General features: G+C 74.1%; 12 protein-coding genes. 2 read left to right on the forward strand and 10 right to left on the reverse strand.

Features of this window, described 5'->3' with window-relative positions:
* Window positions 1–22: 22 nt before the first annotated feature.
* The 5 genes from O7626_RS29630 to O7626_RS29650 are packed head-to-tail and all read right to left on the reverse strand — an operon-like array spanning window position 23 to window position 5,109.
* The gene (locus O7626_RS29630) at window positions 23–1,561 is read right to left on the reverse strand and encodes an NADH-quinone oxidoreductase subunit M (protein ID WP_278064329.1); all 1,539 of its coding nucleotides are present in this window, start codon (window positions 1,559–1,561) and stop codon (window positions 23–25) included.
* Entirely contained in the window at window positions 1,558–3,558 is a 2,001-nt protein-coding gene (locus tag O7626_RS29635; protein ID WP_278064330.1) for an NADH-quinone oxidoreductase subunit L, read from the reverse strand. The genes O7626_RS29630 and O7626_RS29635 overlap by 4 nt, the downstream gene beginning before the upstream one ends.
* The gene (nuoK, locus tag O7626_RS29640) at window positions 3,555–4,034 is read right to left on the reverse strand and encodes an NADH-quinone oxidoreductase subunit NuoK (protein ID WP_278064331.1); all 480 of its coding nucleotides are present in this window, start codon (window positions 4,032–4,034) and stop codon (window positions 3,555–3,557) included. The genes O7626_RS29635 and nuoK overlap by 4 nt, the downstream gene beginning before the upstream one ends.
* Window positions 4,031–4,534: an NADH-quinone oxidoreductase subunit J gene (locus O7626_RS29645; RefSeq protein WP_347404816.1), complete on the reverse strand. Its 504-nt coding sequence runs from the start codon at window positions 4,532–4,534 to the stop codon at window positions 4,031–4,033. Before O7626_RS29645 ends, nuoK begins: the two co-directional genes overlap by 4 nt.
* On the reverse strand, window positions 4,531–5,109 hold the full coding sequence (locus tag O7626_RS29650; RefSeq protein ID WP_278064332.1) for an NADH-quinone oxidoreductase subunit I: 579 nt from the start codon (window positions 5,107–5,109) through the stop codon (window positions 4,531–4,533). The genes O7626_RS29645 and O7626_RS29650 overlap by 4 nt, the downstream gene beginning before the upstream one ends.
* 108 nt (window positions 5,110–5,217) lie before the next feature.
* Here O7626_RS29650 and O7626_RS29655 point away from each other — a divergent pair, with 108 nt between their 5' ends.
* A complete protein-coding gene (locus tag O7626_RS29655; RefSeq protein ID WP_278064333.1) occupies window positions 5,218–5,790 on the forward strand; it encodes a Uma2 family endonuclease in 573 nt (190 codons plus the stop codon).
* A 527-nt stretch (window positions 5,791–6,317) separates the two neighbouring features.
* Here O7626_RS29655 and nuoH read toward each other — a convergent pair.
* Together nuoH and O7626_RS29665 are read right to left on the reverse strand one after the other, a co-directional pair.
* Window positions 6,318–7,283, reverse strand: coding sequence for an NADH-quinone oxidoreductase subunit NuoH (gene nuoH, locus O7626_RS29660; RefSeq protein WP_278064334.1), 966 nt, complete (start codon window positions 7,281–7,283; stop codon window positions 6,318–6,320).
* Window positions 7,283–8,065 carry an NADH-quinone oxidoreductase subunit C gene (locus O7626_RS29665; protein ID WP_278064335.1) on the reverse strand — a complete coding sequence of 261 codons (783 nt, stop codon included), beginning with the start codon at window positions 8,063–8,065 and terminating at the stop codon, window positions 7,283–7,285. The genes nuoH and O7626_RS29665 overlap by 1 nt, the downstream gene beginning before the upstream one ends.
* Window positions 8,066–8,166: 101 nt before the next feature.
* Here O7626_RS29665 and O7626_RS29670 point away from each other — a divergent pair, with 101 nt between their 5' ends.
* Complete coding sequence (locus O7626_RS29670) at window positions 8,167–9,213, forward strand: glucose 1-dehydrogenase (protein WP_278064336.1); 1,047 nt, start codon at window positions 8,167–8,169, stop codon at window positions 9,211–9,213.
* A gap of 43 nt (window positions 9,214–9,256) precedes the next feature.
* Here the strand turns inward: O7626_RS29670 and O7626_RS29675 are convergent, their stop codons facing one another.
* The 3 genes from O7626_RS29675 to O7626_RS29685 form a co-directional block, all read right to left on the reverse strand.
* Window positions 9,257–11,146 carry a carboxypeptidase-like regulatory domain-containing protein gene (locus tag O7626_RS29675; protein WP_278064337.1) on the reverse strand — a complete coding sequence of 630 codons (1,890 nt, stop codon included), beginning with the start codon at window positions 11,144–11,146 and terminating at the stop codon, window positions 9,257–9,259.
* Window positions 11,147–11,268: 122 nt separating this feature from the next.
* A complete protein-coding gene (locus tag O7626_RS29680; protein ID WP_278064338.1) occupies window positions 11,269–11,847 on the reverse strand; it encodes an NADH-quinone oxidoreductase subunit B in 579 nt (192 codons plus the stop codon).
* Between the two features lie 161 nt (window positions 11,848–12,008).
* Window positions 12,009–13,361 (reverse strand): hypothetical protein, encoded by a 1,353-nt coding sequence (locus O7626_RS29685; RefSeq protein ID WP_278064339.1) that lies wholly within the window; start codon window positions 13,359–13,361, stop codon window positions 12,009–12,011.
* Between the last annotated feature and the right edge of the window lie 98 nt (window positions 13,362–13,459).

Consider the following 13,459-nt stretch of genomic DNA (forward strand, 5'->3'; position numbering starts at 1 on the left):
GCCCACCCGTCGGCCGAGCTGCTCATCGGATCGCCTCCAGCAGCGCCTCGACCGGCACCTCGGCATAGCCGAGCACCAGGGTCGGGGCGAGCCCGAGCGCCACGGCGAGCAGCACCAGCGGCCCCCAGGCGGCCCACTCCGCCCCGGCCAGTCCCGGCGTCAGCGTCAGCACCCTCGGGCTGGCCGGCCCGTGCGTGACCCGGCGCAGCAGCCGCAGCAGGTACGCCGCCGTCAGCGCGCCGCCGAGCGCGGCGAGCACGGCCAGGGTGGTCCAGAGTGGACCTCCCACCTGCCAGGCGGCCACCACCGCGAAGGCTTCGCCCCAGAATCCGGCCAGGCCGGGTAGTCCGAGCGAGGCGACGGCGGCGAAGCCGAGCAGCCCGGCCAGCCGCGGGCTGCTCTCCCGGAGCCCGCCCAGTTCGGCCAGCCCCCCGGTGTGCGCGCGGTCCTTGACCGCCCCGGCCAGGAAGAAGAGCAGGCCGGTGATGACCCCGTGTGCGATGTTCCCGATCAGCGCCGCCTGGAGGCCGGTGGCGGTGAGCGTGGCGATGCCGAGCAGCACGAACCCCATGTGCCCGACACTCGAATAGGCGATCAGCCGCTTCAGCTCGCTCTGCGCCAGGCAGACCAGCGAGCCGACGATTATCGCCGCCACCGCCAGCACCCCGAGCACCCCGGCCGCCGCCCGCGCCCCCTCCGGCGCCACCCCGACCGCCACCCGGATCAGCCCGTAGGTGCCCATCTTCAGCAGTACGCCGGCCAGGATCACGCTGCCGACCGTCGGCGCGGCGGTGTGCGCGTCCGGCAGCCAGGAGTGCAGCGGCCAGAGCGGACTCTTCACCGCGAACGCGATCGCCAGCAGCACGAACGCGCCGATCTGGGTGCCCCGGGACAGGCCGGTGCCGCCGGTCAGCTCGGTCAGGTCGGCGGTGCCGGCGGCGGTCACCACGGTGAAGACGCCGACCAGCAGCAGCACCGAGCCGAAGAGGGTGTAGAGGGCGAACTTCCGGGCCGCGTGCTGCCGGCCCTCGCCGCCCCAGACCGCGATGATCGCGTACATCGGCAGCAGGACGACCTCGAAGAAGAGGAAGAAGAGCACCAGGTCGAGGGCGAGGAAGGTGCCGAGGATGCCGACCTCGACCACCAGCAGCAGCGCGACGAGGCTGCGGCCCCGGCCCGGCGCCGGCACCCGCCACCAGGTGTACGCGCAGCAGAGCAGCGTCAGCAGCGCGGTAAGCACCACCAGCGGGTAGGAGATCCCGTCCACGCCGAGCTGGAACCGCAGGTCGAGTCCGGGCACCCAGGCCAGGTCCACCTGGTGCCACGGCCAGATGGCCGGCGCCGCCGTCCCGGGCGCGCCGACCGGGGACGCGTCGTAGACCACCCAACTGTCGGTGGCGCCCAGCACGAGCAGCGCGGCGAGCACCAGGGTCACCGCCGCGAAGGCCGTACCGGTGATCCGGGCGGCCCGGTCGAACCGCCCCGGCAGCAGAGCGAGCACCGCCGCACCGACCGCCGGCACCGCCAGCGTGCCGACCAGCCCCGTCCCGCCGAGGGTCATGCCACGCCCCCGAGGGCCAGTACGGCGGCGAGGCCGAGCAGCAGGGCGCCGCCGAGTACCGCCACCACCGCCCGGGGCACCCCGGCCCGGTGCAGCGACTCCAGCCCGCCGCCGAGTCCGCCGGTCCCCCGGCCGGTCCGCTCGACCGCCCCGTCCACCAGCCCCTCGTCGGCGCGCCGGGCCAGCCGGCCGAGCGCCCGCACCGGGCGTACGACAAGGGCGTGCTGGGCCTCGTCGAGCCAGAAGGCGCGGGCGAAGGCCGGGCGCAGCGGCCCCAGCGCGGTCGCCGGGTCGGCGGCCGGGTCGGCCCGCCAGCGCCACCAGGCGAGCGCCGCACCGGCGACCAGCAACGCCACCGGGATGATCACGAAGCTGCCCAGGTGGGCCTCGTCGAGCGCCAGCGCGTCCCGGAACGGGGTGACGAAGACCGCCAGTCCGAGTAGCGCGCTCGGCACCGCGAGCAGGATCACCGGCCAGCGCAGCAGGCCGGGCGGGTCGTGCGGCGGGCCGGCCGGGGTGTGCGCGGGCGAGCCGGCCGGCGCGTCGATCGCCGACGCGCCCCGCTCGGCGGGCGACAGGTCCGGGCTCGCCGGGCCGGCGTGCGCTGCCGGGCTCGCCGGGCCGGCGTGCGCTGCCGGGGTGTCGACCGGGTGGGTCTGCGCCCGGGAGGTGCCGAGGAAGGTGCGCAGCAGCAGGCGGGTGGCGTACCAGGCGGTCAGCGCGACCCCGGCCAGCCCGGCCAGCCAGACCAGCCAGCCGACCCAGGCTGCGGTCGGGCCGGCGTGGTGCCGGGCCGCCCGCTCGGCGACAACCAGGATGCCGTCCTTGCTCCAGAAGCCGGCCAGCGGCGGCACCCCGGCCAGCGCGGCCAGCCCGACCGTGGTGCACCAGAAGGTCACCGGCATCGGCCGGCGCAGCCCGCCCATCGCCGACATCAGGTTGCTGCCGACTGCGTGGATCACCGCACCCGCGGCCAGGAAGAGCAGCGCCTTGAAGGCAGCATGGCTGAGCAGGTGGAACAGTGCGGCCGGCGGCGAGCCGACCGCCAGCGCCCCGGCCATGTAGCCGAGCTGGGAGACCGTCGACCAGGCGAGTACCCGCTTGATGTCGTCCTGGGCGGTGGCGGCGAGCGCGCCGAGCAGCAGGGTGACCGCCGCCAGCACACCGAGCACGGCGAGCGCGGCCGGGGCCTGCTCGAAGAGCGGGAAGAGCCGGGTCAGCACGTAGATCCCGGCGGCCACCATCGTCGCGGCGTGGATCAGCGCGGAGATCGGGGTCGGGCCGGCCATCGCGTCCGGCAGCCAGGTGTGCAGCGGGAACTGGGCGCTCTTCCCGGCCACCCCGGCGAGCAGCAGCAGGCAGGCGGCGGTGAGGGTGCCGGGGCTGAAGTCGTGGGCCAGCACGTCCGAGATCCGGAAACTGCCGGCCTGCACGCCGAGGATCACGATGCCGAGCAGGAAGCCGACGTCGCCGACCCGGGTCACCAGGAACGCCTTCACGGCGGCGGCCGGCGCCTCCGGCAGCCGCCGGTCGTGGCCGATGAGCAGGTAGGAGCAGATGCCCATCACCTCCCAGCCGACCAGCAGCATGATCAGGTCACCGGCGACCACCACCAGCAGCATCGCGGCGGTGAAGAGGCTGATCTGGGCGGCGTAGGGGGCGTACCGGTCGTCGTCGTGCAGATAGCCGACCGAGTAGACCTGCACCGCCAGGGCCACCGCGGCGACCGCCACCGCGACCAGGGCGGCGGCCGGGTCCAGCCGGAGCGTGAGGGTGACCGCCAGCCCGCCGAAGTCGACCCACCCGGTGCCCGCCTCGGCACCCCGGCCGTCGAGGGCGACGACCAGGCCGATCGCCGCCGCCAGCGCCACCGCCGCGCCGCCGATGCCGAGCGCCGCCGCACCCGCCCGGGACCGCTGCGGCAGCAGCAACCCGACCAGGGCCAGTCCGAAGGGTACGGACGGCAGCAGCGCGGCCAGCACCGTCGCGGCGCTCATCGGCCCGCCCCCGGCGTAGTCCCCGGTCGCGCCGGCCCTGTCCCAGGTCCCGGTCCCGGTGCCGGCGTCGGGCCGGTGCCGGTCCGGGCCGGAGCCGCCACGATCCCCTGCGGGCCGGCGTCCGGGGTGTGCGTGTCGAGGCGTACGTCGTCGACTGTCACCGTGCCGCGCAGCCGGTAGAGCTGGAGCACGATCGCCAGCCCCACCCCCACCTCGGCGGCGGCGATCACGATGACGAAGAGCGTGAACACCTGCCCGGTCAGCGGCAGCGGGGCGGCACCGTCGGCGCCCGGGGCGGGGTGGCCCAGCGCCCGGTGCAGCGGGGCGGCGTCGGCGGTGACCAGCAGCAGGTTCACCGCGTTCAGCATCAGCTCCACGGCCATCAGCACCAGTACGGCGTTGCGCCGGCGCAGGACGCCGTAGACGCCGATGCCGAAGAGGAGGGCGGCGACGACGTACGGGATGGCGGGTCTCACCGGGGCCGCCCCGGCAGCCGTACGCTCACCGCGATCGCACCGACGAGTGCGGAGAGCAGCAGCACCGAGAGCACCTCGAACGGGAGCACCCAGGAGCGGAACAGCTCGGTGCCGACCCGTTCGGCGGTGCCCGGCTCGGGCAGCTCCACGGTGGACCACCGGTACGCGTCGACGAGCAGGGCGGCCAGGCCCAGCCCGGTCCCGCCGCCGACGAGCGCGGCCGGCCAGCCGGGCCGGTCCAGGTCGTCGGCGGCGCCGATCGGCGCCCGGGTCAGCATCACCGCGAAGAGCAGCAGCACCACCACCGCGCCGACGTAGATCAACAACTGCACCCAGGCGACCAGCTCGGCGGTGAGCACCAGGTAGAGCCCGGCGACCGCGCCCAGGCAGACCACCAGGTAGAGGCCGGCCCGGACCAGGTGCCGGGTGGCGACCACGAGTACGCCGGAGCCGACCGCCACCGCCCCGAGGGCCAGCATCAGCACGTCGGCGGCGGTCACGGCGGCTCCTCCTCCCGGCCCGCAGCGGCGGCGGGGCTGCCGGCGGGACGGGTGGCGGGACGGCCGGCGGGGCGGGCGGCGGCCTTCTGCGCGGCGGTCTCCTCCTTGGCCGGCTCGCCGTTCGGGTCGTGCGCGGGCGGCGGCGGCACGCTGCCCATCCACTCCCCGAGGTGCTCCTTGTCGTGCAGCAGGTCCCGGATGTCGTACTCGGCGTACTCGAACTCCGGCGACCAGTAGAGCGCGTCGAAGGGGCAGACCTCGATGCAGATGCCGCAGTACATGCAGAGCGAGAAGTCGATGTCGAAGCGGTCCAGTACGTTGCGCTGGCGCGGCCGGGCCGCACCGGGCATCGCCACCTCCTCCTTGTGGGAGTCGATGTAGATGCACCAGTCCGGGCACTCCCGGGCGCAGAGCATGCAGACCGTGCAGTTCTCCTCCAGCAGGGCGATCACGCCCCGGGATCGTGGCGGCAGCTCGGGGGCGACGTCCGGGTACTGCTGGGTGTGCGAGTGCCGCGTCATCGTCCTGAAGGTGACGGCAAGCCCCTTCGTCAACCCCTCGCCCGGCACACTCATGCGCCTTATCCTGCCGTGTCGGCGGTTCCGGCGCGACCACCCCTGGCCAGTTGAAGCGGTACGGTGGCGTCGGGTGACCTGAGCCCCGCCGTCCGCGAGAGGGATGCCATGACCGCGGCCCTGAACGATCCGTACCCGCCCAGCGGCGGGTGGACCACCGACGACCTCGACGCCATGCCCGACGACGGCCACCGCCGCGAGCTTCTCGACGGAGTCTTGATCATGTCGCCCTCCCCCACCGCGGCACACCAGACCATCGCCGGCCGTCTGATGGTCGCGCTCGAAGAGGACTGCCCCGACCAGTACGACGTGACCCAGGCCGTCGAGGTGCGGCTCAGCCAGCGCCGCTCGTTCATCCCGGACGTGCTGGTCAGCACGGCCACCGCGGCGGCCCGCCGGACCGCCCGGTACGAGCCGCACGAGGTGGTACTCGCCGTCGAGATCGTCTCGGACAGCTCGGAGAGCATGGACCGGTTCACCAAGCCGGCCCTCTACGCCAGGGCCGGCATACCGTTCTACTGGCGGATCGAGACGAAGCACGGGCTGGTCGTGCACACCAACCGGCTGGACCCGGTCGAGGAGGTCTACGTCGAGACGGGCCGGTGGACGAAGTTCGTCGACACCGGCGAGCCCTGGCCGATCAACCTGCCGATCAGCCGGCTGACCCCCCGGCACCTGTAGCCCAACCCGGCTCGCCGCCCCGCGCATCGCTCCGGCGACGACGGACATCGCGGGTGGGGCGGGGGTCGCGAACGGCCGCACACTGCTCTCGCAGAGCGGCGCGGAGCCCGTCCGCGCCGCCCGGACGAGGGGGTGGCGGCGTGGAACTCGACGCACGCGAGGCGCTGGTCCTCAGCGGCCATCTGGACGTCGCGGCGGACGGCCCGCCGCTACCCGCCGAGGTCGTCCGGACACGACTTGTCGAAACGATCCGGCTGCATCGGATGATCGGCGGATTGTGTCAGGCGTGTGGCGAGCGGGCCGGTCCAGGCGGCCGGTGCTTCAAAGCCGCGATAGCGGTGGAATGGTGCCGGCAAAACCCGACGACGTTTCTCGATCAGTCGGTTCCCGGGGTCGTGGAGTCGGACCGTCGCGGCAACGACGGCCCGACTCCACGACCCCGGGCCGCCGCCACCCGGCCGAGCGGCCCGAAGCGGTGACCTCGACGCGTCCGACCATCGTCGCCATTCGCGGCTGGGCGCCCGGGATCAGGCGATCGCCAACTTCACCCCGGCGGTCAGCACCAGCTGGCCGAGCGCCACCGGGACCAACACCAGCCAGCAGAGCCGCTGCAACTGGTCCTCGCGCAGCCGGGGGTACGTCACCCGGAACCAGATGATCACGAACGAGACGGCGAAGACCTTCAGCAGGGTCCAGAGCCAGCCGAGGTACTCGTCACCGAACGGCCCCTGCCAACCGCCGAGGAACAGCACCGTGGTCAGCGCGGCGATCACCACGATGCCGACGTACTCGGCGAGCAGGAAGAAGGCGAACCGGAGACCCGTGTACTCGGTCATGTACCCGAAGACCAGTTCGGAGTCGGCGATCGGCATGTCGAACGGCGGGCGGCGGATCTCGGCGAGCCCGGCGACGAAGAAGACCACCATCGCCGGGGCCTGCCAGAGCAGCCACCACGGCTGCCACGCCTGCACGATGCCGGGCAGGCTCAGCGTGCCGGCCGCCATCGCCACACTTGCCGCCGCGAGCACCAGCGGCAGTTCGTAGCCGAGCAACTGGGCGGCGCCCCGGAGCCCGCCGAGCAGGCTGTACTTGTTGGCCGAGGCCCAGGCCGACATGAGTACCGCGACCACCCCGACGCCGACCACCGCGAGCACGAAGAAGAGCCCGATGTCCAGCGGCTGCCCGACCAGGTCGTTCGGGCCGAGCGGGATCACCAGCAATGCCAGCAGGTACGGCACCAGCGCCACCACCGGGGCGAGCCGGAACACCGCCCGGTCCGCCTCGCGCGGGGTGATGTCCTCCTTCTGCACGAACTTGACGCCGTCGGCGATCAACTGTGCCCAGCCGTGGAAGCCACCCGCGTACATCGGGCCGAGCCGGCCCTGCATGTGCGCCATCACCTTGTGCTCGGCCTGCCCGACCACCAGCGGCAGGACCAGGAACGCCGCCACCACCCCGACGACCCGGACCAGCAGTTCCAGCCAGAGCGGCATCACGCGCCCCCGTCCCGGCGCTCCGGCTCCGCCGCCCCGGCCCCGCCAGCCACCCCGCCGCCGCCATCATCCGGCGACCCCGAGGCAGACCGGGCCGGCGGCCCCGACGCGGGCGCGGCCGGCGGGGTGCGGCGCGGCGGTCTGTTGGCCGGGGAGGTCCGGGCGGGCGGGCCGGAGGCGGGTGCGGCGGAGACGGGTACGGCGGCGGCCACCCCCCACTCCCCAGGTGCCGGTACGCCCGGTGGGCGCATCGCCTGCCGCCGGGTGGTACCCGCCTCGGACTCGCCCGGCTCCTTCGCACCCGGCCACGCCTTCGCCACCCGGGAGGCGAGCACGAACTCCTTGCGCAGCGGATGCCCCTCGAACTCCGGCGGCAGCAGCAGGGGCGCCAGGCCGGGATGGCCGGCGAAGTCGACGCCGAACATCTCGTGCGTCTCCCGCTCGTGCCAGGCCGCCCCCGGATAGAGGTCCACCACGGACCCGACGGTCGCGGCGTCCCGGGGCACCCGGGTCCGGAGCAGCACGCCGTGCCGGTGCCGGGTCGACCAGAGGTGCGCCACCACGTCGAACCCGCCGTCCAACTCGTCGACGGCGGAGAGCCAGTCGAAGAAGTCGCAGGCCAGCTCGGTGTCGTCCCGGACCGCCCGGACCGCGTCCCGCCACCGGCCGGCCGGTACGTCGACGGTCGCCCGCGCGTACGCCTGGCCGCCGGACTGCCCGACGGTCGTCTCCGCATCCGCGAGCAGGGTGGCCAACCGGTCACCGACCTGTTCCGGGGTCATGTCCGCGATCCTAGGGCCATCTCCGGCCGTACCGCCGGGCCCGGACGGGTTATTCGGCAACTCCCGGCGTACCGGACAGTCCGGGAGGGAAGAATGACCAGGTGCGTGCGATTACCGTGACCCCGGGCCGGGCCGGCTCGCTGCGACTGGCCGACGACTTCCCGGAGCCGAGCCCCGAAGAGGGCGCGGTGCTGGTGGAGGCCGTCGCGGTCGGTGTCTGCGGCACCGACCGCGAGATCATCGACGGCGATTACGGCGAGCCGCCGCCCGGCAGCACCGAACTGGTGCTCGGGCACGAGTCGCTGGGCCGGGTGCTGGAGGACCCGAGCGGCTCGCTCGCCCCCGGTGACCTGGTCGCCGGGATCGTCCGGCACCCGGACCCGGTGCCCTGCACCAACTGCGCGGTCGGCGAGTGGGACATGTGCCGCAACGGTCTCTACACCGAGCACGGCATCAAGTGCCTCCAGGGTTTCGCCCGGGACCGCTGGCGGGTCTCGCCGAAGTTCGCCGTACGCCTCGACCCGGCCCTCGCCGAGCTGGGCATGCTGCTCGAACCGACGAGTGTGGTGGCGAAGGCGTGGGAGCACATCGAGCGGATCGGCGCCCGCGCCGCCTGGGAACCGAAACGGGTACTGGTGGCCGGGGCGGGACCGATCGGCCTGCTGGCCGCCCTGCTCGCCGCGCAGCGCGGCCACGAGTTGCACGTGCTGAACCGCTCGGCGAACGGCGAGAAGCCGGCCCTGGTGGAGGCGCTCGGCGGCCAGTTCCACACCGGCAGCATCCCCGAGCTGGGCGTGGAGTTCGACATCGTGCTGGAGTGCACCGGCGCCCCGACGGTGGTGCTGGACGCGATGTGCCAGGCGGCGCCGAACGGGATCGTCTGCCTGACCGGCGTCTCCTCCGGCGGGCGGACGATCGACTTCGACGCGGGCGCGCTCAACCGCGAACTGGTGCTGGAGAACAACGTCGTCTTCGGCACCGTGAACGCGAACCGGCGGCACTGGGAACTCGCCGCCGAGGCGCTCGCCGCCGCCGACCGGGACTGGCTGGCCAGGATGGTCACCCGGCGGGTGCCGGTCGACAGGTATGCCGAGGCGTACGCCTCGGAGCCCGACGACATCAAGGTGGTGCTGGAGTTCCCGCACTGACCGACGACCACGGGAACGGTCGGCACCGACGGCACGGGACCGGCTAGCCTCCGGGCCGGGGCGCGCAGGTGGTGACCAGGTCCAGTTCCAGCGTCGTGGCCCGGTCGTCGGTGACCTGGACCGGGCTGGCGGTCCTCGGCCCGGCGTTCCCGTCGGCCGGTAGCCCGTACCAGCAGGTGGTGGCGGCCTCGGCGTACTCGACGTGCACCTGTTGGGTGCGGTGGCCGGGCAGGACGAACCGGCCGTCCGGGCCCGGGTGCGCCGGCCCGGCCCCCGCGACGTCCCCGGTCCGGTGGTGGTACGTCCAGACGTACCCGGAACCGGCCGGCACGCCGCGCCGGGTGAGGGTGCCGGCCAGGCTGCCCCCGGCGACCAGCCGGGCCGGCAGTTCGGCGGTCCGGCCGGCGGCGACCGGGGTGAGTCGGGCGGTCAGCCGGTCGGCGACGTCCCCGGACCACTGCCAGGCGTACCCGTTGCCCGGAGGCGGGACGAACTGCACCGGCCAGGAGTACGGGCCGAGGTCGTCGATCGTGTAGCGGCCGTCCGGTCCCGAGCAGTGCCGGCCGTGCCCGCTGCCCCGGTCGGGCCGGAAGGCGTACGGGTAGGCGCAGACCCCCGGCACCGGCGCCCCGGTCGACGCGTCGGTGACGGTGCCGCCGATCGCGCCGGGCGGGTCCATCACGATCGGCGCGATGGCGGCGGTCCGGCCGGCCCTGATCCGCACCCGGGCGGCGAGCCGCTGGTCACCGGTACCGCCGTTGGGGGTAACCCACTGGGCGCCGTACCGCCGGTCGGTCCGTTCGTACGGGTCGTCGGCCCGGTAGGCATAGAGCTGCACGGTGGCCGAGTGGTCCAGCGGGCCGATCGCGAGCCGGCCGGTGGCGTCGGAGCAGTAGCCGGGCTGGCCGGCGGACTGCCCGCCCCGACCCGGCACGACCAGCCGGACGCAGACCCGGTCCACGGGTCCTCCGGTGACCGAGTCCCGGACCGTGCCGGTCAGCCCGGCACCCGCGACCAGCGTCACCGCGGGCCGGGCCACCGCGCCCCGGACCACCTCGACCGCCGCCGGACGGGCGGGCGGGAAGTGCGAGGGTGCGGCGGTGACGGCCACCTCCCACCGGCCGGGCGGGACCTGGCCGAGCCGGACCAGCCCGGCGGCCCCGCAGGACTCCACGGTCCGGGTGGGGGCGTCGATCCGGGCACAGGGCCGGGGTACCGGTGCTCCGGTCGCCGCGTCGGTGACCCGCACCTCGACGGTGCCGAGTGGCAGCCACGCCTCGTCCAGGGTCAGCGTTCGGGCGTCGGCCAGCGGGTAGGTTCCGGCGTCCGTCCGGTCCTCCCGGCCCGGCAGCCACTGGGTGCCGTGCACGTCGTCGAAGAGGGAGACCTGGTAGCGGCCGGGCCGAAGGTTGCCGATCTGGTAGCGGCCGTCCCCGTCCGGCGTGGCGTACGCCAGCGCGTGCCAGTCCCGGTCGGTGGCCCAGACGGTGACCGTGGCGTCGGCCGGGGCGCCGGAGTCGTCCACCACCCGCCCCCGCAGGGTGCCGGCGCCGGTGCCGAGCACCACGTCGCGTTCCAGCACCGTGTCGCCGGGCACCCAGACGGTCTCGGCGTTGCCGTAGTCGGGTGCGTCCGGCCACCAGTGGGTGCGGTGGCCGGGGGCGGTCACCCGGACCCGGTAGCCGAGGTCGGTCGGCACCCCGCTGATCGAGTACCGGCCGGCGGGATCGGTGCAGAAGGTGGCCTGTTCCACCGTCTCGGTGCGGAGCAGCGCGAGACAGGCGCCGGGCACCGGGCGGCCGTGTTCGGTGCGGACCGTGCCGGCGTAGCCGGCGGAGGTCTGTGCGACCGGCGCGGCCGCCGCCGGTGTGGTCGGCAGGCAGAGCGCCACTACCAGCACTCCGGCCATAGAAGTCACCCAACGCAGTTCCATGAGCCGGGAGAGTAATCGTGCCGGTCCCCCGGACGCGGTTCAATCGGTCAACCTGCCAATTCCGGCAGATCAGGCACCAATCGCTACTTTCCGCCGCCGCTGTCCGGACGGTGGACGGGAGGTCACTGCCGGGCGGCCGGGGGCGGCACCGGAGGCGCGGTGAGCGCGTCGGCGCCGCGCCCGGCCGGTACGCCGCCCCGGTCGGCCGGCGAGGCCAGCTCGTCCGGCCGGGCCACCCCGCCGGGGCCGGAGCGCTCGGCAGCGATCTTGTCCTGTAGGCGCAGGATGCCGTGCAGCAGTGCCTCGGGGCGCGGCGGGCAGCCGGGGACGTAGACGTCGACCGGGATGATCTGGTCCACGCCCTTGGTCACCGAGTACGAGTCCCAGTACGGGCCTCCGCAGTTGGAGCAGGCGCCGAACGAGATCACGTACTTCGGCTCGGGCATCTGGTCGTAGAGCCGCTTGATCGCCGGGGCCATCTTGTCGGTGACCGTCCCGGAGACCACCATCAGGTCGGCCTGCCGGGGACCGTGCGCGAACGGGATCACGCCGAGCCGGATGAAGTCGTGCCGGCCCATGCTGGTCGCGATGAACTCGATCGCGCAGCAGGCCAGCCCGAAGTTGAAGACCCAGAGCGAGTAGCGCCGACCCCAGTTGAGCACGAACCGGATCGGCTCGCCGAGCACCGCCGGCAACTGCACGGTCCACCCCCTCCTCCGGTCCCCGGTCCACGCCTCCGGTTCCCCGTCGACTCGGCCGGTTCCCCGTCGACAGTGAACCACAGGACGCCGGGTCCCGACCCGGGCCGTCACTCCAGCTCGGGTCCGGCTCGGGTCCGCTCGGGTCGGGACCGGGTGCCCGGTCAGCCCGGCAGGCCCCGCCGGTCCCAGACGAACACGTCCGGCGCCTCGTTGCCGTCGGACGGCACGAGGTTGGACGCGTAGGACGCGAAGACGACGTGCCGACCGTCCCCGCTGACCTGGCCGGGCAGCACGCTGCCGTTGCCCTGGACACCGCCGGTGGAGACGCTCACCCGGACCGTCCGCCCCGCCCGGCGATCGTGCAGGAACATGTCCAGGTCCTGGTTGGTGTCCCCGGGCACCAGGTTGGTCGCGTCCGAGCTGAACGCGACGTACCGGCCGTCGGCGCTGATCGACGGGCCGCGACCGGCGGCGTCGGCCTGGACCCCGTCGGACGAGACGCTCACCATCCGGGTGGTCCCGGCCCGGCGGTCCCGGACGAACACGTCCGGGAAGTCGTTGGTGTCGCCGGGCACCAGGTTGAGGGCGAACGAGGTGAAGGCCACGTACCGGCCGTCCGCGCTGATCGCCGGGCTGCGGCTGCCGAGTTCCTCCGCCGGCCCGACCCCCTCGCCCCCGTCGTCGGTCACGCTGACCCGGCTCGTCCGGCCGGTCCGCCGGTCGTGCACGAAGACGTCCGGCGACAGGTTGGTGTCGCCGGACACCAGGTTCGAGGCGCTGGACGAGAAGGCCACGTAGCGGCCGTCCGCCGAGACGGCCGGCTCCTGGCTGAGGTGGTCGCCCTCGGCACCGAGGCTCGACACGCTCACCCTGCCGGTGACGCCGGTGCGCAGGTCGTGGACGAAGACGTCCGAGATGCCGTTCGTGTCGCCGGGGACCAGGGTGGAGGCCCAGGAGTCGAAGGCGACGTACCGGCCGTCCGCGCTGATCGTCGTACCGCCGGCTCCGCTGTCGGCCGGGACGCCTGCGGTGGAGACGCTGGCTATCCGGGTCGTGCCGGTACGCCTGTCGTGCACGAACGCGTCCGATTCGTCGTTCGTGTCGCCGGGCACGAGATTGGACGCCCTGGAGGTGAAGACCACGAACCGGCCGTCGGCGCTGAGTACGGGCTCGACGCTCCAGCCGTCGCCCTGGGTCCCGTCGCTGGCGACGCTCACCCGGGTCGTACTGCCGGCCACCCGGTCGCGGACGAACACGTCGGAATCCCCGTTGGTGTCCCCCGGCACCAGGTTCGCGGAGTACGACGAGAAGGCCACGTACCGCCCGTCCCGGCTGGTCGTGCCGTCGGAACCGCCGGCCTCGCCCTGCTCGCCGGCGCCGGAGACGCTGACCCGGCTGGTCGTGCCGTGACCCGGTGCCGGACCGGCCGCCGGAGAACCGGGGGTTCCGTCGGCGCCGCCGGGTGGTACGGCCAGCATCGCCGCCAGGGCCAGGGACAGCGCAGCACTGATCATCGGGGCCTCACCTCCGGTCGACGCGCACACGTTGCCGTGCGTCGATCGCCAGGCTAGGCCGACCGGGCAACGCGACGGTCCGATCGGGGCGGAACCTC

Origin of the sequence: Micromonospora sp. WMMD1102 (genome assembly GCF_029626265.1) — a bacterium.
Classification (GTDB): Bacteria; Actinomycetota; Actinomycetes; order Mycobacteriales; family Micromonosporaceae; genus Plantactinospora.

What these genes read in the sequence shown, in the direction of transcription:
- O7626_RS29630 (WP_278064329.1), bottom strand. Translation starts at nt 1,561, where the DNA reads ATGACCCTCGGCGGGACGGGGCTGGTCGGCACGCTGGCGGTGCCGGCG.
- O7626_RS29635 (WP_278064330.1), bottom strand. Translation starts at nt 3,558, where the DNA reads ATGAGCGCCGCGACGGTGCTGGCCGCGCTGCTGCCGTCCGTACCCTTC.
- O7626_RS29650 (WP_278064332.1), bottom strand. Translation starts at nt 5,109, where the DNA reads ATGAGTGTGCCGGGCGAGGGGTTGACGAAGGGGCTTGCCGTCACCTTC.
- O7626_RS29655 (WP_278064333.1), top strand. Translation starts at nt 5,218, where the DNA reads ATGACCGCGGCCCTGAACGATCCGTACCCGCCCAGCGGCGGGTGGACC.
- nuoH (WP_278064334.1), bottom strand. Translation starts at nt 7,283, where the DNA reads ATGCCGCTCTGGCTGGAACTGCTGGTCCGGGTCGTCGGGGTGGTGGCG.
- O7626_RS29665 (WP_278064335.1), bottom strand. Translation starts at nt 8,065, where the DNA reads ATGACCCCGGAACAGGTCGGTGACCGGTTGGCCACCCTGCTCGCGGAT.
- O7626_RS29675 (WP_278064337.1), bottom strand. Translation starts at nt 11,146, where the DNA reads ATGGAACTGCGTTGGGTGACTTCTATGGCCGGAGTGCTGGTAGTGGCG.
- O7626_RS29685 (WP_278064339.1), bottom strand. Translation starts at nt 13,361, where the DNA reads ATGATCAGTGCTGCGCTGTCCCTGGCCCTGGCGGCGATGCTGGCCGTA.